Source organism: Novosphingobium sp. PhB55 (genome assembly GCF_004368805.1).
Taxonomy (GTDB): Bacteria; Pseudomonadota; Alphaproteobacteria; order Sphingomonadales; family Sphingomonadaceae; genus Novosphingobium.
Genome location: NZ_SODQ01000015.1, coordinates 24,404 through 44,527 on the forward strand (window position 1 = coordinate 24,404; position 20,124 = coordinate 44,527).

20 protein-coding genes and 1 tRNA gene are annotated in these 20,124 nt (G+C 67.1%); 9 read left to right on the top strand and 12 right to left on the bottom strand.

Going from position 1 to position 20,124, the window contains the following annotated elements; all coding sequences use genetic code 11:
• Nucleotides 1–109: 109 nt before the first annotated feature.
• The 5 genes from purH to dxs all read left to right on the top strand — a co-directional run bounded on the left by purH (nucleotide 110) and on the right by dxs (nucleotide 4,971).
• Nucleotides 110–1,702 (top strand): bifunctional phosphoribosylaminoimidazolecarboxamide formyltransferase/IMP cyclohydrolase, encoded by a 1,593-nt coding sequence (gene purH / locus EDF57_RS24545; RefSeq protein ID WP_134096276.1) that lies wholly within the window; start codon nucleotides 110–112, stop codon nucleotides 1,700–1,702.
• A 41-nt stretch (nucleotides 1,703–1,743) separates the two neighbouring features.
• A complete protein-coding gene (locus tag EDF57_RS24550) occupies nucleotides 1,744–1,953 on the top strand; it encodes a hypothetical protein (RefSeq protein WP_132269731.1) in 210 nt (69 codons plus the stop codon).
• A gap of 153 nt (nucleotides 1,954–2,106) precedes the next feature.
• On the top strand, nucleotides 2,107–2,256 hold the full coding sequence (locus EDF57_RS25715) for a hypothetical protein (RefSeq protein ID WP_165921541.1): 150 nt from the start codon (nucleotides 2,107–2,109) through the stop codon (nucleotides 2,254–2,256).
• Between the two features lie 113 nt (nucleotides 2,257–2,369).
• Nucleotides 2,370–2,831 (top strand): transcriptional repressor, encoded by a 462-nt coding sequence (locus tag EDF57_RS24555; RefSeq protein WP_132269729.1) that lies wholly within the window; start codon nucleotides 2,370–2,372, stop codon nucleotides 2,829–2,831.
• A gap of 217 nt (nucleotides 2,832–3,048) precedes the next feature.
• A complete protein-coding gene (gene dxs, locus EDF57_RS24560) occupies nucleotides 3,049–4,971 on the top strand; it encodes a 1-deoxy-D-xylulose-5-phosphate synthase (RefSeq protein WP_134096277.1) in 1,923 nt (640 codons plus the stop codon).
• A gap of 198 nt (nucleotides 4,972–5,169) precedes the next feature.
• Here the strand turns inward: dxs and EDF57_RS24565 are convergent, their stop codons facing one another.
• The 3 genes from EDF57_RS24565 to EDF57_RS24575 form a co-directional block, all read right to left on the bottom strand.
• Nucleotides 5,170–6,480 (bottom strand): amidohydrolase family protein, encoded by a 1,311-nt coding sequence (locus EDF57_RS24565; protein ID WP_134096278.1) that lies wholly within the window; start codon nucleotides 6,478–6,480, stop codon nucleotides 5,170–5,172.
• On the bottom strand, nucleotides 6,477–7,862 hold the full coding sequence (locus EDF57_RS24570) for an amidohydrolase (RefSeq protein WP_134096279.1): 1,386 nt from the start codon (nucleotides 7,860–7,862) through the stop codon (nucleotides 6,477–6,479). Before EDF57_RS24570 ends, EDF57_RS24565 begins: the two co-directional genes overlap by 4 nt.
• Before the next feature lie 66 nt (nucleotides 7,863–7,928).
• Nucleotides 7,929–9,584 (bottom strand): peptide MFS transporter, encoded by a 1,656-nt coding sequence (locus EDF57_RS24575; protein ID WP_134096280.1) that lies wholly within the window; start codon nucleotides 9,582–9,584, stop codon nucleotides 7,929–7,931.
• 277 nt (nucleotides 9,585–9,861) lie between these two features.
• Here EDF57_RS24575 and EDF57_RS24580 point away from each other — a divergent pair, with 277 nt between their 5' ends.
• Together EDF57_RS24580 and EDF57_RS24585 are read left to right on the top strand one after the other, a co-directional pair.
• Complete coding sequence (locus EDF57_RS24580; RefSeq protein ID WP_132269721.1) at nucleotides 9,862–10,143, top strand: integration host factor subunit beta; 282 nt, start codon at nucleotides 9,862–9,864, stop codon at nucleotides 10,141–10,143.
• Between the two features lie 83 nt (nucleotides 10,144–10,226).
• Nucleotides 10,227–10,311 (top strand) — tRNA-Leu (locus EDF57_RS24585).
• Between the two features lie 22 nt (nucleotides 10,312–10,333).
• Here EDF57_RS24585 and EDF57_RS24590 read toward each other — a convergent pair.
• Entirely contained in the window at nucleotides 10,334–11,566 is a 1,233-nt protein-coding gene (locus tag EDF57_RS24590; RefSeq protein ID WP_134096281.1) for an ABC transporter permease, read from the bottom strand.
• Nucleotides 11,563–12,504, bottom strand: a complete 942-nt coding sequence (locus tag EDF57_RS24595; RefSeq protein ID WP_243841284.1) for an ATP-binding cassette domain-containing protein — start codon at nucleotides 12,502–12,504, stop codon at nucleotides 11,563–11,565. The genes EDF57_RS24590 and EDF57_RS24595 overlap by 4 nt, the downstream gene beginning before the upstream one ends.
• Nucleotides 12,505–12,630: 126 nt before the next feature.
• Between EDF57_RS24595 and queG the strand changes: the two genes are divergently transcribed.
• Entirely contained in the window at nucleotides 12,631–13,746 is a 1,116-nt protein-coding gene (queG, locus tag EDF57_RS24600) for a tRNA epoxyqueuosine(34) reductase QueG (protein WP_134096283.1), read from the top strand.
• On the opposite strand, the gene EDF57_RS24605 is transcribed toward queG, so the two are convergent.
• The 4 genes from EDF57_RS24605 to EDF57_RS24620 form a co-directional block, all read right to left on the bottom strand.
• Nucleotides 13,730–14,956: an FAD-dependent oxidoreductase gene (locus EDF57_RS24605; RefSeq protein WP_132269714.1), complete on the bottom strand. Its 1,227-nt coding sequence runs from the start codon at nucleotides 14,954–14,956 to the stop codon at nucleotides 13,730–13,732. The two genes, queG and EDF57_RS24605, sit on opposite strands and share 17 nt — an antisense overlap.
• A 97-nt stretch (nucleotides 14,957–15,053) precedes the next feature.
• The gene (locus EDF57_RS24610; protein ID WP_132269712.1) at nucleotides 15,054–16,046 is read right to left on the bottom strand and encodes an LLM class flavin-dependent oxidoreductase; all 993 of its coding nucleotides are present in this window, start codon (nucleotides 16,044–16,046) and stop codon (nucleotides 15,054–15,056) included.
• Nucleotides 16,043–16,915, bottom strand: a complete 873-nt coding sequence (locus EDF57_RS24615) for a tetratricopeptide repeat protein (protein ID WP_134096284.1) — start codon at nucleotides 16,913–16,915, stop codon at nucleotides 16,043–16,045. Before EDF57_RS24615 ends, EDF57_RS24610 begins: the two co-directional genes overlap by 4 nt.
• Before the next feature lie 32 nt (nucleotides 16,916–16,947).
• A complete protein-coding gene (locus EDF57_RS24620; RefSeq protein ID WP_134096285.1) occupies nucleotides 16,948–17,700 on the bottom strand; it encodes an alpha/beta hydrolase in 753 nt (250 codons plus the stop codon).
• A gap of 206 nt (nucleotides 17,701–17,906) precedes the next feature.
• On the opposite strand from EDF57_RS24620, the gene EDF57_RS24625 reads away from it, so the two are divergent.
• Complete coding sequence (locus tag EDF57_RS24625) at nucleotides 17,907–19,238, top strand: glycosyltransferase family 39 protein (RefSeq protein ID WP_134096286.1); 1,332 nt, start codon at nucleotides 17,907–17,909, stop codon at nucleotides 19,236–19,238.
• Nucleotides 19,239–19,269: 31 nt separating this feature from the next.
• On the opposite strand, the gene EDF57_RS25720 is transcribed toward EDF57_RS24625, so the two are convergent.
• The 3 genes from EDF57_RS25720 to EDF57_RS24635 are packed head-to-tail and all read right to left on the bottom strand — an operon-like array spanning nucleotide 19,270 to nucleotide 20,057.
• Nucleotides 19,270–19,437 carry a hypothetical protein gene (locus EDF57_RS25720; protein WP_165921540.1) on the bottom strand — a complete coding sequence of 56 codons (168 nt, stop codon included), beginning with the start codon at nucleotides 19,435–19,437 and terminating at the stop codon, nucleotides 19,270–19,272.
• A 3-nt stretch (nucleotides 19,438–19,440) separates the two neighbouring features.
• Nucleotides 19,441–19,632 carry a helix-turn-helix transcriptional regulator gene (locus tag EDF57_RS24630; protein WP_132269704.1) on the bottom strand — a complete coding sequence of 64 codons (192 nt, stop codon included), beginning with the start codon at nucleotides 19,630–19,632 and terminating at the stop codon, nucleotides 19,441–19,443.
• A complete protein-coding gene (locus tag EDF57_RS24635; RefSeq protein WP_134096287.1) occupies nucleotides 19,629–20,057 on the bottom strand; it encodes a hypothetical protein in 429 nt (142 codons plus the stop codon). The genes EDF57_RS24630 and EDF57_RS24635 overlap by 4 nt, the downstream gene beginning before the upstream one ends.
• Nucleotides 20,058–20,124: the final 67 nt, after the last annotated feature.

Here is a 20,124-nt window from a genome sequence, read left to right on the forward strand (position 1 = left end):
CCACGGCTTGTGGCACCCTGAGCTAGCGGCCCCTCTTGCGACCCGGGCGCTGCCGACCTAGAGGGCGCGGAAAATCCCTCTCCGCTAGTTCCAGAACGAGGCCATCCGCATGACCGATACCGTCCAGATCCGCCGCGCATTGCTGTCGGTTTCCGACAAGACCGGCCTCGCCGATCTCGGCAAGGCACTGTCCGCCCGCGGCGTGGAACTGGTTTCGACCGGCGGCACCGCCAAGGCGCTGCGCGATGCCGGCCTTGCGGTGAAGGACATCTCGGAAATCACCGATTTCCCCGAGATGATGGACGGCCGCGTCAAGACGCTGCACCCCAAGGTCCACGGCGGCCTGCTGGCGGTGCGCGACAATCCGGAACATGCCAAGGCCATGGCCGATCACGAAATCGGCGCGATCGACCTGGTGGTCGTCAACCTCTATCCCTTCGAAGCGACCGTCGCCAAGGGCGCCGACCGTGACGAAGTGATCGAGAACATCGACATCGGCGGCCCGTCGATGGTGCGTTCGGCCGCGAAGAACCACGCCTTCGTCGCCATCGTCACCGATCCCAAGGACTATGCTGGCCTGATCTCCGAACTGGAGACCACTGACGGCGGCACTACCCTCGCCTTCCGAAAGCTGCTGGCCGCGCGCGCCTTCGCGCAGACCGCCGCTTACGATTCGATGATCTCGCAGTGGTTCGCCTTCGCGGACCAGGGCCTCGAATTCCCCGAAATGCTGAGCGTCAACGGCCGCCTCGCCACCACGCTGCGCTATGGCGAGAACCCGCACCAGAAGGCCGCGCTCTACACGCCGGTCGGCCCCTTCACCAAGGGCCTGGCCCAGGGCGAACAGGTGCAGGGCAAGGAACTGTCCTACAACAACTACAACGACGCCGATGCCGCCTTCGAACTCGCCGCCGAGTTTAAGGGCCAGGACCCGGCCGTGATCATCGTCAAGCACGCCAACCCTTGCGGTGTGGCGCAGGGTTCCAGCCTGCTCGAAGCCTGGCAGGGCGCGCTGGCCTGTGACGACGTTTCGGCCTTCGGCGGCATCGTTGCGGTGAACACCACGCTCGACGGCCCGACGGCCGAAGCGATCTGCCAGATCTTCACCGAAGTGGTCGTCGCCCCCGACGCCGACGAGGAAGCCCGCGCCTTCTTCGCCAAGAAGAAGAACCTGCGCCTGCTGCTGACCGGCGGCCTGCCCGATCCGCGCCGCCCCGGCCTGACCGTCAAGCCGATCACCGGCGGCCTGCTGGTGCAGGGCCGCGATGCCGGCGCCATCGGCGTGAGCGACCTGAAGGTCGTGACCAAGCGCGCGCCGACCGAGCAGGAACTGAAGGACTGCCTGTTCGCCTGGACCGTGGCCCGCCACGTCAAGTCGAACGCGATCGTCTATGCCAAGGACGGCGTCACTGCCGGCATCGGCGCGGGCCAGATGAACCGTCGCGATTCCTCGCGCATCGCCGCGATGAAGGCCGCCGAAGCCGCCGAGAAGTTCGGCTGGGCGCAGGCGCGTACCGTCGGCTCTGCCGTCGCTTCGGACGCGTTCTTCCCCTTCGCCGACGGCCTGCTGGCCGCCGCCGAAGCGGGCGCAACGGCGGTGATCCAGCCGGGCGGCTCGATCCGTGACGAGGAAGTCATCGCCGCTGCCGATGAGGCGGGCCTGGCCATGGTCTTCACCGGCATGCGCCACTTCAAGCACTGAGGTTCGATATTTCAGGGCCAGATTCGATCCAGGAGGCGAATATGTGGGTGATGTGGCTTGGACCGCTGGTCACCCTCGCCTTCCTGATCGGGCTGGCCACGGCGGCCGTGCTCGTGCGCCTCGGCCGCATCCGCAAGCCCCACCAGGTCATCGGCGCGCTGGCACTGCCGTTCGGTTGTGCCGCGCTGCCCGTGGCCGGGCTGGTTGTGGTCTCCGTCGCTTCGGCAGTGATCGCGCGCACGATCCCTTGACGAGATTGTGACGGTTCCCCCCGTCCACCCCGTGCGATCAACGGTTCATCGCAGAATGGGGCGCGGCTCGTCGCCATTCACTGGACGTCAAGGCGATTCGCTCCAAGTGAGCGGCACGCAATCGTACATCATCAATATGAGCTGATTTTCGTCATGGGACTCTTCAAGGCCGACTTCTACCGCTTCTTCGCCCTCGGCTTCGCCGGTGGTACGCTGCTGGTGCTGGGCGTGATGGGCATCGGAACTCACTCGATCGGCAACGGCCTCGTGCCTCCCGCCGAAGCGGCTGCGCAAGTAAACTGACCCAGGCAGGTCGATCCGGGGTCTATCGGACCCCGCGGCCTGATCCGGCGCCGTCCTGGGCGCCCCTCCAGCTTTCAATTGCACGCAGCCCTGCCAATGCCCATATGGGCGGCATGGCTAATGCGCATCATCATCACGAACATTCCGGCGAAGGCCTTGTAGAGGCTGCCCGCGCCGCCCTTCTCGATGCCGGCGAACAGTGGACCGAGATGCGCGCCGATGTCTTCGGTGCTCTGGCGGAACGCGAACGTCCGGCTTCAGCCTATGACCTGGCCGAAAGCGTCTCGGCCCTGCGCGGCAAGCGCGTGGCGCCCAACAGCGTCTATCGCATTCTCGACCTCTTCGTGCGTACCAACCTCGCCCGCCGGGTCGAGAGCGCCAACGCCTACCTCGCCAACAGCCATCCCGGCTGCCAGCACGACTGCATCTTCCTGATCTGCGATGTCTGCGGCCAAGCCGTCCATATCGACGACGACAAGCTGACCGGCGCCCTCATCGCCGCCGCCAGGCAGGCCGGTTTCGCCGGGGTGCGCCCGGTGGTCGAGCTGCGCGGAACCTGCGCGACCTGCAGCTAGGTCGGCAGGGCCTGCGAACCGGCCGCTGACGCTGGCCGGCTTCCCGCAGGATTCGCATGTCTGGCGGGGGTCGAGCGGCGCCGGAAGTTGCCGGCGATGGCTCGGAGAGTCGCAGCAAAGCAACAGGTGCCACGTTTTTCCTGTCCTTTCGGACGGCTCCGGCATATTGCCCACTGCTTAATTCGACACCAGAACATGTAGCGTGTAGAAGCAGAACATGACAGCCAACCCGGCAACGCCACTCCTCGACACCGTCGATACGCCTGACGATCTCCGCAAGCTCAAGCCTTCGGACCTGCGTCAACTGGCCGACGAACTTCGCACCGAGATGATCTCTGCCGTCGGGCAGACGGGCGGCCATCTGGGCTCGGGCCTGGGCGTGGTCGAACTGACGGTGGCGATCCACTACGTGTTCGATACGCCGGTGGACCGGCTGATCTGGGACGTGGGCCACCAGGCCTATCCCCACAAGATCCTCACCGGCCGCCGCGACCGCATCCGCACCTTGCGCCAGGGCGGCGGACTTTCCGGCTTCACCAAGCGTTCGGAAAGCGAATACGACCCCTTCGGCACGGCCCATAGCTCCACCTCGATCTCGGCCGCGCTCGGCTTTGCCGTCGCCAACAAGATCAAGGGTACGCCCGGCCGCGGCATTGCCGTGATCGGCGACGGCGCGATGAGCGCCGGCATGGCCTACGAGGCGATGAACAACGCCGCAGACGCCGGAAACCGCCTGATCGTCGTCCTCAACGACAACGACATGTCGATCGCGCCGCCGGTTGGCGGGCTGTCGTCCTATCTCGCGCGGCTCGTTTCCTCGGGCCGGTTCCTCGGCCTGCGCGACCTGGCCCGCAAGTTCGCGCGCCGCCTGCCGCGCCCGCTCCACGCCGCCGCCCGCAAGACCGACGAATTCGCCCGCGGCATGGCCATGGGCGGCACCCTGTTCGAGGAACTGGGCTTCTATTACGTCGGCCCGATCGACGGCCACGACCTCGATGCGCTGGTTCCGGTCCTGGAAAACGTGCGCGATGCCGCCGAGGGCCCGATCCTGGTCCATGTCGTGACGCAGAAAGGCAAGGGCTACGCGCCCGCCGAGGAAGCGGCCGACAAGTATCACGGCGTGCAGAAGTTCAACGTCGTCACCGGAGAGCAGGCCAAGGCCCCCGCCGGCCCGCCGAGCTACACCGGCGTCTTCGCCAAGGCGCTGGTCGCCGAGGCGGAACAGGACGACCGCATCTGCGCCATCACCGCCGCCATGCCCTCGGGCACGGGGCTCGACAAGTTCGCGCAGCAATTCCCGAACCGCAGCTTCGACGTCGGCATTGCCGAACAGCACGCGGTGACTTTCGCGGCCGGCCTGGCGGCGCAGGGCATGCGCCCGTTCTGCGCGATCTATTCCACCTTCCTCCAGCGCGCGTTCGACCAGGTGGTCCACGACGTGGCGATCCAGAACCTGCCCGTGCGCTTCGCCATCGATCGCGCCGGACTGGTCGGTGCGGACGGTGCGACTCACGCCGGTTCGTTCGACGTGACCTATCTGGCCACCCTGCCTAACATGGTGGTCATGGCCGCGGCCGACGAGGTGGAGCTGGTCCACATGGTCCACACCGCCGCGCAGTATGACAAGGGCCCGATCGCCTTCCGCTATCCGCGCGGCAATGGCGTGGGTCTGGCCCTGCCGGAAACGCCGCAGCTTCTCGAAATCGGCAAGGGCCGCGTGGTCCGCGAAGGCAGCAAGGTCGCCTTGCTCTCGCTGGGCACGCGCCTGGGCGAAGCGCTCAAGGCCGCGGACTTGCTGGACGCCAAGGGTCTTTCCACCACCGTGGCAGACTTGCGGTTCGCCAAGCCGCTGGACACCGACCTGATTCGCAAGCTGATGCTCAGCCACGATGTGGTCGTCACCGTGGAGGAAGGCGCCATCGGCGGTCTCGGCGCCCATGTGCTCACCATGGCCAGCGACGAGGGCCTTACCGACGCGGGCCTCAAGATCCGCACCATGCGCCTGCCGGACGTGTTCCAGGACCACGACAAGCCCGAGACGCAGTACGACGAAGCCGGCCTCAATGCGCCGCAGATCGTCGACGCCGTGCTCAAGGCGCTGCGCTACAACAGCGCCGGCGTGAACGAAGCCCGCGCGTAAAGCGCGTAAGATCGAGGCGTGCCTGGGGTGCCGGGCACGTCCCTGGTGACGTCGCGCCCTTTTCCGTCATCAACGGGCTCGTGAAATCCGGGTGAAGCCTTCGCGGGCAGCCTTGCGCGCCTCTGGATCGCTTCGGGCCATCACCTGCTACCGAGTATTTTCGAGGGCCCGGGGATCATCCCCAGGCCCTCGTTTTCCTTACCAGTCGTAAGCCTTGGGCAGATAAGTCCGGTCCAGGCTCTTGTAGCGCTGCTTCAGGCGGCTCTGGTGGTTGTCGAGCGGCTGCTTGATCCCGTCGATATAGACTTCGACCGGGGCCGAGGAGAGTTCGAGCGGATCGCCGTCCCAGATCACGACGTCGCCCACGGCGCCCGGCGCCAGCACGCCTTCCTTGCCGCCCATGCCGCTGATCTCGGCCGGAACCGAGGTGATCGCGGCCAGGGCCTCGCCCCAGGTCAGTCCCGCCGCGCCCGGCAGCTTGTTCAGGGCCACGAGGTTGCCGGCCTGCTGCGGCGCATAGCGGGGCTGGTTGCTGCCCGCGAACATGCCGATGCCGACTTTGACGCCGGCCTTCTTCATGCGCCCGACGTTCGACTGGGTCGCCGCAAGGCTTTCGAAGCTGGCGGGAAGGTCCCGCAGCGGCATCGCGATCACCGGCACTTTGGCCGCCGCGATCTGGCTCGCCACAAGCCAGCCTTCGGTCGCCCCCACCAGGACGAGATTCAGCTTGGGAAACTCGCTCTTGAGCGCCAGCACGCTGCGGATGTCGGCGGCCCGTTCGACCCCGACATAGAGCGGCTGGCGGCCGTCGATCACCGGGGCCAGCGCCGCCGCGTCCGCGCGGGTCAGCAGGGCATCGCTGCTGCGCGCGGCCGTGGGTGCGGCCGCCAGTTCGCGTGCCTCCCGCAAGGCGCTGCGCAGGGCGACATGGGCCGCGACGCGGCTGCCCCCGGCGAGCTTGGCCCCCGCCTCGCCCAATTGCACGAACTGGAAGGCGCGCGGCAGGTTCACCGCATCGGAGCCGGCGCGAAGATCGATCAGCGCCCCCTGCCCGGCGAAGATAGAATCGCCGTTGACCGGCGCGACGCTGGCGCGGGTGACGCCGCCTTCGCGGCTCACGGCGATGTGCTCGCTGGCGGGATTGATCGCGGGAGTCACGTCGAGCGCGGCGTTGAACGGCGACTTGTCGGCCTCGGTATCGTTGCTGTTGGGCACGCCTTCCACGTCCCAGAGCCCAAGATCGGTGACGGCCGAGAACAGGCCCGGCGTCACCCACTTGCCGGTACCGTCGACGCTCTGCATCCCGGCGGGAACGGCAACGCCGGCGCCCGCGGCAACCACCCTGCCGGCCCGCACGACGACGGTGCCGTGCTCGATCGGCGCGCTGCCATCACCCGTGCCGACGGTGGCATTGGTGATCGCGAAATCCTGCGCCGCGGCCAGGCCGGGAAGCAGGGCGGGAAGGGCGGCTGCCGTCAGGGCAGCAAGAATGGTGGCGCGGCGGCTCATTTCACGTCTCCTTCGCCGGGCTGCCCCAGTTCGAAATCGCTGACCGGGCGTCGCCGGGCATCGAGGGCGTCGAACATCAGGGCGCCGTCGATCCACACTTTCTCGGGCCGCGAATAGACCGAGAGCGGATTGCCGTTCCACAGCACCACGTCGGCCATCTTGCCCGCTTCCAGGCTGCCGGTCCTCTCGCCGATGCCCATGGTCTTGGCGGCATTGTAAGTGAACCAGCCGATGACCTTGGCATCGGGAATGTCGATGCCGATGCGGCGGCCGTCGGCCTGGGCCTTGGCGGCTTCCTGGTTGAGGCGCTGGATACCGTTCTCGTCGTCCGAGTGGATCACCACGCAGGTCCCCGCATTGGCGAGCAGCGCGGCATTTTCGGGAATGCCGTCGTAGGCTTCCATCTTGAAGCCGTACCAGTCGGCCCAGACGGCCACGCAGATGTCGTTCTCCCGCAGGAGATCGGCGATCTTGTAGGCTTCCACCGCGTGGTGGAAGGCGGTGACCTTGTAGCCCATCTCCTTGGACATATCGATCACCTGCGCCATCTCGTCCGCGCGGTAGCAGTGGTTCTGGACCAGGATCTCGCCCTTGAGCACGCCTTCCAGCGTGTCGTTGCCCAGGTCGCGTTCGGAATGGTCGCCGTCCATGTACTGGCGCGCGTCGATCCAGGCCTGGCGGTCGACCGAGAAGTTGCCCATCCGCGTCGAGGGCTTCTGGCCCTTCTCGCCATAGACGCGCTTGGGATTCTCACCGCAGGCCATCTTCAGCGAATAGGGCGCGCCGGGGAACTTCATGCCCTGCACGGTGATGCTGGGCACGTTTTTCAGCGTCACCGCGCGGCCGCCGATCAGGTTGCCCGAACCGGGCAGGATCTGAAGGCTGGTGACGCCGCCGTTGGCAAGCGCGCGGGTGAAGCCGGGATCCTGCGGCCAGACCGAATGCTCGGCCCAGACATCGGGCGTGGTGGGGCTGGTCATCTCGTTCCCGTCCGCCAGCGCTTCGACGCCGGGCGAAGGATAGACGCCGAGGTGCGAGTGGATGTCGATCACACCGGGAGTCACGAACTTGCCGGTACCGTCGATGCGGGCATAGCCTTCCGGGATCGGCATGTCGGCGCCGCCGACGGCCTGGAGCTTCCCGTCCCTGAAAAGCACGATGCCGTTGTCGATCCGGCCGCCGCGGCCGTCATAGACAGTGGCGCCCACCAGCGCGGTGGGCGTGCCCGGATAGGACTTGTAAGTGGAGGGATAAGGATCGGCGACGATCGGCGCCGCCTTCTTGTCCTGCTTCTTCGCATCGGCGCCCGTAGCGCCCAGCGCCAGTGCCGCGCCCAGAACGAGCGTGGACGACCAGCGCCGCAATGCCGGCGATACCCTCATGTCGATTTCCCCTGTTCAAATAAGATCCGGCCCGGGAAACGCTGGGTTTCCCGGGCCGGTCGATGGTCAGTGCGGCTTGGTTACCGGGTGAAACCCGGCTTCCTGAGCCTCCAGCCCCATTTCGCTCTGGCCTGCGAGATCACGGTCGATCGCGCGATCCTCCAGCGTGTCGATGTGCATCCAGCGCCGCACCAGCGGCGAGAGCGCCAGGACCACCACGGCAACGCCGATCGTGGTCCAGCCGATCGTGGAATAGATCCCCAGCGTGACTTCCTTGTTCATCACGCCGCTTTCGCCGCCGGTGGCCTCGCCGATCTTGCCGGCCACGAAGTTGCCCACGGCGGTCATGTAGAACCACGCGCCCATGATGAAGCTGCCGAGGTGCAGCGGCGAGAGGCGGGTCATCGCGGACAGGCCCACGGGCGAAAGGCACAGCTCGCCGGTGGTGTGCAGCGCATAGATCAGGAACACGAAGAGCACCGAGGTCATTGCCGCCGGATCGCCGCTGTTCGCGCCCCAGACGAAGACCAGGAAGCCGAGGCCGACCTGGATCAGCGCCAGGCCGAACTTGGCCGGAGCCGAAGGCTCCAGGCCCTTGCGGCCGAGAAACTGCCAGAGCGCCGCGAAGATCGGGCCGAACAGCACGATGTATATCGGGTTGATCGACTGGAACAGGCTGGTCGGCACGCCGCCGCGGTCCACGAACTTGTCGGTATAGAGGCTCAGCGAACCGCCGGCCTGCTCGAACAGGCCCCAGAAGATCGGGTTGAGCGCGATCAGGAACAGGATCGCGAAGATGCGCTCGCGCGGTTCCTTGGGCAGCTTGAACGCCTCGTACAGGGTGTAGCCCAGCATGGCGATGCCGGAGACCACCAGCAGCGACTGGATCACGCTGACATATTGGATCAGGGTCCAGATCACCGCGACCGAACCGAGGCCGATGCCGTAAAGCGTCAGTTCGCCCTTCTTCGCCAGCGGCCTGGGCGGTTCGCCCCGGCCCTTCAAGGCGGGACGGCCGGCCACGAAGATCAGCAGGCCGAGCAGCATGCCGATGCCGGCGAGGCCGAAGCCCCAGGACCAGCCGATCGTCTCGCCCAGGTAGCCGACCAGGATCGTACCCAGGGCGGCGCCCGTGTTCACGCCCATGTAGAAGATCGTATAGGCCGAATCGCGGCGGGAATCGGTCATCTTGTAGAGCTGGCCGACGATCACCGAGATGTTCGCCTTGAGGAAGCCGGAGCCGACGATGATCAGCGCCAGCGCCAGCCAGAACACGTTGATGGCCGGGTCCGCCTGCTTCACCGCCGGATCGGCGACGCCGTGCATGCCCTCATAGGCCATGAACAGGTGACCCACGGCCAGGACGATGCCGCCGAACAGCACGGCCTTGCGCTGGCCGAGGTAGCGGTCCGCCAGATAGCCGCCGAGCACCGGGGTGATATAGACCAGGCTGGTATAGGCGCCGTAGATCAGGTTGGCGCTGCCGTCATTGAACAGCCAGAACTTGGTCAGGTACAGGATCAGCAGGGCGCGCATGCCGTAGTAGGAGAAACGCTCCCACATTTCGGCATAGAACAGCACGAACAGACCGCGAGGATGGCCGACGAATTCGTCGCTCTTGCGCGTGGCGATGACGCCGCCGATGGCCAGCACGGCAAACAGGAGAATGGCGCCGATCGCGGCAATCCAGTCTCCCTCGTTCCAGGTTGCTATTTCTTTCATGCGCCCTTCTTTTGTCCTGTCGCCCGAAAAGCTTGTCTCGCAAGCTTGAAAGCGGGAACGTTAGCGGCCAAATCGGGCATGTAAATGGGGTGAGGACACGCAAAAGGGCGGCCTGGCAGGCGGGAACCGACGGGTTTTCCCTACCTCCGGTGAGCCATTGCGCGAAAACCACCGGAATGGCATTTTCTTGAGATGACGGAACCAAGTCACGCGAAATATTATGATTCGCAGTGACCTCGGGAATTTTCCGAAGGGCATTTTGAAAGGGAAGCACGCGATGATCAGATCCGAACTGCTGCTTGCTATGGCCAAGGAGAACCCCGAGCTGCGCGCAGAGGATGTCGAGCGCGCCGTGGACACGTTCTTCGACGAGATCGCCCAGCGCCTGGCTGACGGCGGCCGCGTGGAACTGCGCGGTTTCGGTGCTTTCTCCACCCGCCACCGCGAAGGCCGCACCGGCCGCAACCCGCGCACCGGCGAGAGCGTGGACGTGCCGGAAAAGCGCGTGCCCTATTTCAAGCCCGGCAAGGAAATGCGGGCCCGTCTCAACGTCGAGTAAAGTGGTGAACCGGACGGCATAACGCGTTCATCGCGGTTGCCCCGCCGCGCGCGATCTGCCAGATCGCGCGCACCGATCATCGTGCGGACGTGGCGGAATGGTAGACGCAGGGGACTTAAAATCCCTTGATCCTTGATCGTGCGGGTTCGAGTCCCGCCGTCCGTACCAGGATTGCTTTCGAGGCCGGCCGTCAGCGGCCGAAGCCGCGCAGCCGGATCCGACGAGGCTTCGCCCGGCCGCCCGGCCCGGACTTCATCACCCGCGACCGGAACAGCCGCGCGCCGCCGCGCACCAGCAGTGCCACCCAGAGCACCTGCCAGCCGATGGCCAGGATATGCGGCAGCAGCGCGGGATCCCGTGCCGCGCGCGCGAGCATCGCGAAAGGCGAGCTGAAGGGCACGAGCACCGCGGCGATCTCCACCGCGCTGCCCGGCTGGGTCATCGCGAAACTGGCGAAGAAGAATACCATGAGCTGCGCCATGGTCACCGGCATGGACAGGGTCTGCACTTCGCGCACGGTCGTCGCCATGGAGCCGATAGCCAGGAAGACCGAGCCGAGCAGCAGATAGGCCATAGCGAAGTAGATCACGCCCAGGCCGATCAGCAGCGGCCAGCCGACGGCCGGATCGGGCAGTCTTTCCGGCGATATCCCTCCCCCGAGCCAGAGCAGGCCGCCCGCCGCCGCCCAGGTTGCGATGCCTACCAGCGAAACCCCGAGCATGGCAAAGAGCTTGCCCAGGAACACCGCGTCCATCGGCACGGCCGCCGCCAGCACTTCTATGATCTTGTTGCCCTTTTCCTCCACGAGGTTGGACAGGACCATGCCTGCCAGCATCATCGTCAGCAGGAACAGCAGGGTCTGCGCCCCTTGCGCCGTGGCGAAGCGCCCCTTGCGTTCGGCCGCACTGCTGCGCACGACCGGCTGGAGCGCCACGGCCGGATAGCTCAGCGCCGCTCCCGAATGAACCTGGGCGGAGAGCATCGCCACCGGCCCGCCCCAGGCCTGGATCAGGCCCTCCGGACCGGTCAGGACCGGCGCGGCCGGCGTCCCCGTCAGAATCGCGGCAGCGCTGGCCTTGTGCGAGGACAATGCCTGGCGGGCGTCGTAGCGTTCGCCTGGGGCCAGCCTGCGGAGCACCACCAGCCTGGGCAGGTCGTCACCAAGCGCGGGCGCAAGCTGGGCGCGGGCGCGCTCGAGCGCCGCTGCGTCCGCTGCCTGCATGACCACGCCCAGCACCGGGCGTTCCTGGCTGGCATCCACGCGCGATCCCAGGCTGCCCGCCAGCACTGCGATGACGGCGGGGAACAGCGGCCCCAACAGGAAGAAGAAGAAGCTGCGGCTGAACAGGATCGCCGTGAAGTCGCGCCGGGCAACGACCCAGGCGGCAGCGAGGACGGAAAGACGGCCGGAACCCTGCCTCATCGCCCGTCCTCCAGTCCGGGGCTGGCCGCAAGGTCGCGCGCGGCGGCCTCTCCGGCAATGGCGACGAAAGCATCGTGCAGACCCGCCCGCTCGATCGACAGCGAGAGAATGCCCGCATCGCCTTCGATCAGGGCGCGCAGCAAGGGCTCCACACCGCCTTCCGGCAGCGAGAAGTGCCACACCGCCCCCTCGCGCCGGGCATCGGCCGGCAGGGCCGCTCTCCACAAGCCGTCCTGCGCGCGCGTTTCGAGGCGGACCTGCTGGGGGATGCGATCGCGGGCCACGTCCACCGGGCCGGCAAAGGGCACCTTGCCGCCGGCGATGATCGCCACGTCGTCGCAGAGCCGCTCGGCATGGGCGATGACGTGGGTGGAGAAGATCACCGTCGTCCCGCCTTCGGCCAGCTGGCGGATCATGCGCTCCAGCTTGCCTTGGTTCAGCGCGTCGAGACCCGAAAACGGCTCGTCCAGAATCACCAGGCGCGGCTGGTGAACCAGCGTGCCCAGGATCTGCACTTGCTGCGCCATGCCCTTGGAGAGCTGCCGAATCTGCCGGTCCGCGGCATGGCCGAGGCCGTGGCGTTCGAGCAGTTCGTGCGCGCGCCGCCGCCCTTCCCGCAGCGGCAGCCCGCGCAAGGCGCCAAGGAAAGCGATGGCCTCGGTGGCTTTCATCGCGGGATAGAGGCCGCGTTCCTCGGGCAGGTAGCCAATGGCGTGGGCAACGTCGTGCGGGCGCTCGGAGCCCAGAATCCTGCGGATGCCGGCATCGGGATCGATGATGCCGAGCAGCATGCGCAGGGTCGTGGTCTTGCCGGCGCCATTGGGCCCCAGAATGCCGTAGACGGCCCCCATCGGCACCCGGAGATCGACACCGTCGACGGCAGCGAATCCGTCGAAACGCTTCACCAGCCCCTGTGCCTCGATGGCGAGGGAGGGCATGGGGGAAGACGCCGGGGAAAGTGCTTCCGAGTTGCTGGCCAAGGACCAATCTCCTACTGCGACGTTCATTCAAGGCACCCGCTGGCCGTTTCCAAGGCCTGCCTATGAGCCGAAGAGTCCGCAAGCTTGGTTAACGATGCGCTGAATGTCCTGACCCGCGATCTCGAGGCGCAAGCCCGCGAGCTGGGATTCTGCGCCTTCGGCATAGCCTCGGCCGAAGAGGATGCGGACCGGGCGGCGCGGCTGGAGTCCTGGCTGGCGGAGGGCATGGAAGGTTCGATGGGATGGATGGCCGAGCGCGCCCATCACCGCCGCTCGCCGCAAGGGCTCTGGCCCGAGGCGCGGCGGGTGATCGCGCTGGGCATGAGCTATGCCCCCGCAAGCGATCCGCTGCAGTTGGCCGAAGTGCCGGAAATCGGCCGCATCTCGGTCTATGCGCAAGGCGCGGACTATCACGACTGGGTCAAGAAGGCGCTCAAGAACCTGGCGCGCTGGCTGGTTTCGGAAGCCGACCGGCGCGGGCTGGGTCCGGCGGGCGTGAAAGTCTTCACCGATACCGCGCCGGTCATGGAAAAGCCGCTGGCCGCCGCCGCCGGGCTGGGCTGGCAGGGCAAGCACACCAATCTCGTCAGCCGCGAGCATGGATCCTGGCTCTTCCTGGGCGAGATCTACACCACGCTGGACCTGCCGCTGTCCGCGGAGGGTCGCGATCGCTGCGGTTCGTGCCGGGCTTGCCAGGACGTCTGCCCGACCCAGGCCTTTCCGGCGCCCTACCGCCTCGATGCCCGGCGCTGCGTCAGCTACCTCACCATCGAGCACAAAGGCCCGATCCCGGAAGAATTCCGTGTGGGGCTGGGCAATCGCATCTATGGCTGCGACGATTGCCTGGCGGTCTGCCCGTGGAACAAGTTCGCAGAGACCGCCAGCCGCCTGAAAGCCTTCCTGCCCCGCGCGGAACTGACCGCGCCCGAGCTGGCCGACCTGCTGACGCTGGACGATGCAGGGTTCCGCCAGCTGTTCTCCGGCTCCCCGATCAAGCGCATCGGCCGCGACCGCTTCGTGCGCAATTGTCTCTATGCGGCGGGAAACAGCGGGAGCACCGCGCTGATGGCGCAAGTGCGGCCCCTGCTGGACGACCCAGACCCCGCCATCGCCGAAGCCGCGCAATGGGCCGCCGTTCGCCTCGGCACCTCCCCGCCGCCCGGCGAGGAGGATGGTCCGGCGGTTACAGCAGTTCCTTGAGCGGCTTTTCCTTGTCGGCCAGCGCCGCGAGATCGGGTTTGGCGCCCGCTTCCACCAGCTTGCGGCCCTGGACGTAGTCCTTCACCGCGTTCACGCAGTCGAGCGCCAGGACCTTGCCTTCCTTGAGGTAGATCACCGAGAAGCTGCGGTCCTCGGGATTGCCGCGGATCACGGTCTGGTCGAAGCCCAGGTTGATCCCCGCCGTCTGCAGCCGCAAGTCGTACTGGTTGGACCAGAACCACGGAAACGCCTTGTAGGGCTTGGCATCGCCGCAGATCGCCTTGGCCACGCACGTCGCCATGTCGTTGGCGTTCTGCACCGATTCCACGCGCATCACCGTGCCGCCCGCGAAGTCGCAGGCGAAAGCCGCGCAGTCGCCGATGGCATAGATGTCCGGCAGCGAGGTGCGGCAATATTCGTCCACGTCCACGCCGTTGGCTCCGGCCGCGCCGGCCAGGATCAGCGGCCCGACCGCCGGGACGATGCCGATGCCCACGATCACCGCCTCGGCACCCAGGACTTCGCCGCCGGCAAGCTGCACGCCGGTGACCTTGTGGCCATCGCCCACCAGGCAATCGACCGCGACGCCCGTGCGCAGGTCGACGCCGTGCGTCCGGTGCTCGCCTTGGTAGAATTCCGAGAGCGGCTCCCCGGCCACGCGCGCCAGCACCCGCGGCAACGCTTCCAGCAGCGTGACCTTGAGGCCCATCTTCGAGAGCACTGCCGCCGCTTCGAGGCCGATGTAGCCGCCGCCGATCACGACCACGTTCTTCGTGCCAGCATCGATTTCGGCCATCAGCGTGTCGCAATCCTCGCGGGTGCGCACGGCATGGACCCCGGCCAGATCCGCGCCCGAGCACGACAGCCGGCGCGGATCGCCGCCCGTCGCCCAGACCAGCTTGCCGTAACCGTAAGTCTCACCGTCCGAGAGCGCGAGTTCCTGCGCCGCCGGATCGACTTTGGTCACTTCGGTGCCGAGCTTGAAGGTGATCTCCTTCTCGGCCCAGAACGTCGGCGGGCGGATGTAGAGACGGTCGAAGGTCTTCTCCCGCGCGAAGTATTCCTTGGAGAGCGGCGGCCGCTCGTAAGGATGCTCCGGCTCGCGGCCGATGACGGTGATGGTCCCCTCGAAACCGTTCTGGCGAAGGGCGATCGCGCATTGCGCACCGCCGTGCCCGGCTCCCACGATAACGACGTCTGCCTTGCTCATGGCCGGTTGGGTTCCAGCAATTTTGCCTCCGGGTCAATGCCCCGGCACGAAATTGAATTGCCGTGGAAGACGATATCGCGATTTCGAAGGACAGCCCTCAGGCCCGAGCTTCCTCGAAGGCACCCATCGTCAGTTCCAGCGAACGGATCTGGGCATCGGGATCGAAGATCGCGCCGGAAACGATCAGCTCGTCCGCCTGGGTGCGCTCCACGAAGGCCCTGATCTCGTCCCGCACCCGCGCCGGGGTGCCCACCGCGCTGACCGAGCGCACTTGCTCCAGCATGGCCTTGGCCGCACCCGGCAACCCTTCGCGATAATCGCGGATCGGCGGCGGCAGGCGGCCGGGCGACCCGGTGCGCAGGGCGACGAAGCTCTGGTCCGTGGAGGAGGCAAGATAGCGCGCCTCCTCGTCGGTATCGGCGGCGACGACATTGATGCCGGCCATGAAGTGCGGCTTGTCCAGCACTTTGCCGGGCTCGAAGCGCTCGCGGTAGATCCGGGCGGCCTCGTCGAGCATGGCCGGCGCGAAGTGCGAGGCGAAAGCATAGGGCAGGCCGAGCATGGCCGCGAGTTGGGCACCGAACAGGCTGGAGCCGAGGATCCACATCTGCACGTCCGCGCCGTCGGCCTGGGGCGAGGAAACGCCGCCCACCGCCTGTCCGGCGAAGCGGGCCTGGAGTTCCACGACATCCTGCGGGAACCGTTCGGACGCGCCGTGGATGTCCTTGCGCAGGGCATTGGCGAGCCGCCCGTCCGCACCCGCCGCGCGGCCGAGGCCAAGGTCGACGCGGCCGGGGAACAGCGCAGCCAGCGTGCCGAACTGCTCGGCGATGATGTAGGGCGTGTGATTGGGCAGCATGATGCCGCCCGCGCCGATGCGGATCGTGGAGGTGGCCGCGCCGATATGCGCGAGCACGACCGACGTGGCTCCGCCCGCGATCCCGTCCATGCCGTGGTGTTCCGCCACCCAGTAGCGCGAATAACCGGCCTTTTCGGCGGCCTGCGCGGTGCGGGCGGAAATGGCGAGCGCTTCGGCGACAGTGCCGCCTTCGCGCACGGAGACGAGATCGAGGACGGAGAGTGGCGTCATGGCTTCGATGTTCCTTCCGGCCCAAGCTGGGCGAGATATTCCTTGGCGGTGGCGGCGGACGGGCTTTCAGGACTCATCGTGACCACGGAGTTCCAGCTGCGCCGCGCGGCATCGTCGCGCCCGCCGAGCACGGCGATCACGCCCGCTTCCAGCCCGATCTCCGCATCCTGCGGGGCGAGCTGCGCAGCCTTCTCGATCTGGGTCTGTGCCTCGATCAACTGCTTCTGGCGGCGCGCAAGCGTGGCGGAGAGCAGCCAGGCCTGCGCATTGTCGGGATCGGCGGTGCGGGCATCGGCAAGCGCCCGCCCGGCTTCCTCGTTCTGGCCCAGCGAGACGAGTGCGCGGGCGCGGTCGAGCGCGATGGACGCGCCGAGCGAGCCGTCGCTGGCGGTCTTGGCCTCCACGGCGGCGGGCGCCAGCAGGGTCAGCGCCTCGCCTGCCTTGCCGTCGGCCAGGGCGGCATTGCCCGCCATGGCGCCCAGCCGGGCGCGGCTGAGATGGTCGCCGGGATCGGCGGCATCGCGGGCCTGGACGAAGACCGTGCGCGCCTCCGCCCAGCGGTCGAGATCGGCCAGCGCCACGCCCAGGCACAGCCCCGCACGCACGCGCTCGCGGCCCTGGGCGCTGGAAAGCGCCTTGCGCGCCACTTCGGCCGAGCGCTCGGGATCGGCCTCCACCGCCAGCAGGCAGCCGTTCTCGGCCCGGAGCGGCAGGGGCCCTGCGAACTGCGCCGATTCGGTGCGGCGCTTGCGTTCCTCGTCCTCCTTCTTCTCGACGATCTCACGCGGGAGCGCCGAGGCGTAAGGGCTGGAAATGCCCCCCGCGTCGAGGGTGGATTGCATCAGCATGAGGGGAAGAAGGATGGGCATGGAAAGACGGTCCTAGCAGGATCAGGGCAGGATCAAGCCGCCGGATCGCGGGCGAGGACCAGTTCGGCAACCGTGCGGAGAAGCAGGTGGATGTCGGACTCGCGCGAGAGGCGGTGGTCACCGTCCTTGATCAGCGCGACCTGCACGTCGGCTGAACGCAGGCGCTCGGCCAGTTTCACCGAAACGTCCCAGGGCACCTCGGCGTCGCGCTGGCCGTGCAGCAGGCGAACCGGGCCGTCGAAGGCGATTTCCTTGCCGAGCATGAGGTTGGCCTGGCCGTCCGCCCAGAAACCGGGGTGAGTGGGGGTGGGTTCGGGACCGTAAGGATTGTCTTCCCAGAGCGTTTCGCCATCCGCCAGAATGTTCTTGTCCATCTGGGCGATGCCCCAGTCGGTGAAGTCCGGCGCGGCCGCCACGCCGATCAGGCCGCGTACCATGCCGGCCAGCGCCTCTGCCACCATCAGCATGAGCCAGCCGCCCATGGACGAGCCCACCAGCACCACCTGTTCCAGCGCGGCCGCGGCTATCACGGCAAGGACCTCGTCCCGCCAGCGGGAGAGCGTGCCTTCGGCGAAATCGCCCGGACTGTCGCCGCAGCCGGAATAGTCGAGCAGCAGGCAGGGGCGGCCGCTGGCCTGGGCCATCTCGAACAGGGCCGTGGCCTTGCTGCCCGCCATGTCCGACATGTAGCCGGGCAGGAACACGATCGTGGGGCCGGTGCCGGGGGTGAAACGGTGGGCGATACGGCGCCCGTCGGGCAGCTCCAGATAACGTGTCTCGGTCATGGCCGCCCATCTGGGGTCGCGCGGCAGCGAGGACAAGGCCCGGATATCGGCAGAGTTCCGGTTGCGGCCCACACCGATCGCGGCTTAAGAGGCCATCTGGAATTTGCCGAGGGCGAATTTGGCGGACTGGCACCGATCGGAAGATGCCCTGAAGGCATCTGCACCAGGTCGCGGCCCGAGCGCCGGAAACAGGAAGTCGTCCAAGAATGTCCGCGCAGATTCTCGACTTTCCGACCCGCCCCAGCCGGCTCGCCCTGCGCCTCGAATGGTTCGCCACCGAACGGTCGGTGCTGCTGGCGATCTGGGCGCTCTATTTCGCGCTGCGCGTGGCGGTGCTGCTGATCGACGTGACGCCCACATCCGACGCCGCGTCCTACTTTGCGCGCGCCGCGGGTCTCGCCGCCGGGCAGGGCTACATGGACAAGGGCCTGCCGACCGCGTTCTGGCCCCCCGGCCTGCCGCTGGCGCTTTCCGTGATGTTCCACCAGTTCGGCATTTCGCAAGTCTCGCTGGGACTGTTCAACCTGGGCGCCTCGATGCTGACCGGGTTGCTGACGCTGGCGCTGGGCCGCCACATCTTCGGCAACGAGGCGGCGGCGCGCGGCGGCCTGCTGCTGCTGGCGGTCTATCCCAATGCCATCGCCTACGTCCCGCTCGCGCTGACCGAAGTGTTCTACACCATGCTGCTGCTCGCGGGCTGCTGGGCGGTGATGGCGCGCACCAACCGCTGGCAACTGATCGGCGCGGGACTGATCTTCGGTTTCGCGACCCTGGTGAAAGCGCAGACGCTGGTGGTGGTGCCTCTGATCTTCGCCATCGACTGGCTGCGCGCGCGCGGCATGTGGCGCCGGCTTCCCGGCCTGCTGGTGGAGGGCTTGATCGTCATCGCCGTCGCGGCACTGGTGGTGGCGCCGTGGACGGCGCGCAACCACGCCCGGCTCGGCCACTGGGTCGCCGTCTCCACCAATGGCGGCTACACCCTGCTGACCGGCAACCATGACAGCGCCACCGGCGATTTCACCCCGAACGCCCCGGTCGTGCAGCGGTTCATGGCCCGGACCGACCTCGACGAGGTGGCCAGCGACAAGGAGGCCGCACGCATGGGTCTCGCGTGGATCCGCGAGAATCCCGGCAAGTTCGCCGCTCTGGCGCCCAGGAAGCTCATGCGCCTCTGGCTGCCGGACGGAGAGGCGGAATGGGCCTATCAGGGCGGCGCACCGAACTATCCCCGCTTCGAGGCATTCTACCGCGCGGTCCGCTATGCCAACCAGGGCTACTACGCACTGCTGATGATCGGGTTCGCCGCGGCTTTCGCGGTGATGACCTTGCGCCGCCTGCGCGAAAGGACGCGCTGGGCGGGATGGTGGCTGCTGCCTTACGGCGTGGCGCTCTATCCGACGCTGATCTGCCTGCTGTTTTCCGGGCAGTCACGCTTCCATTATCCGGTCATGCCCTTCATCTGCATGACCGTGGGCTGGCTTGTGGCAACCGGGGTGGAGCGCCTGGCCTGGGCGCGGCGCAAGCCGACGATCCACTGAGGGATCGGCAGCCGGCCAGATCAGGAGCAGGTCAGAGCAGCGCCGGCCCGATCACGCGCACGATCACGGTTCCAGGCGTGGCCTCGGCGCTTTCGACCTTGCGATGGCTGGAGGTGCGCGCATCGAGCAGGATCAGGCCGATGGCGAGCGCAAGCGCCGCCGCCATCCACAAGCCTATCCCGCCAATTCGACCCGACATCGCTCACCCCTTCAGGAATATTTCCTCGATCCTCATAGCAAAGACCTCGGCAATGCGAAATGCCAGTGGCAGCGAGGGGTCGTACTTGCCGGTTTCGATGGCGTTTACGCTCTGACGGCTCACCTCCAGGCGATCGGCGAGGTCTTGCTGGCTCCAGCTACGCTCGGCGCGCAGGACCTTGAGTCGGTTCTTCAAGAGTGATCCGCCCCGGCCTTCATGCTTCCGAACGTCAGGCGATTGAACAGAGCTCCAACCGCCAGCCCCAGACACCATAGCGGCATTACGAAGAACACGGGAAACCGGGGAACTTCCGGCGAATAGAGTTCGAGAATGCCCCACATGCTCGTCGCCGCCAGGGTCAAGCCGGTGGCGACCAGAAACTTGCGGACTTCCAGCATGCGCAGATATTCGTCTTCCAGTTCGACGAGCAGGCGGCCCATCGCCCAGAGCCACCCGATCACGGCAAGGCCTGGCAGGATGGAGAGCGAGATAGTCCGCACGTCGGCCGGTGCATGATCGGGAATCAGCGCCGTCGCCAGCGCGATCCCGGCCACATAGGCCAGAGTGATCGGCAAGAAGCGCATCATGTAGCGGCGACGCGCCTGCTGTGTGCCTGCCATCTGGAGTTCCTTTCTCAGTTTCTAGGTCAAGGGTACATGACCATGTGTAAAGGACCATTGTCATGAC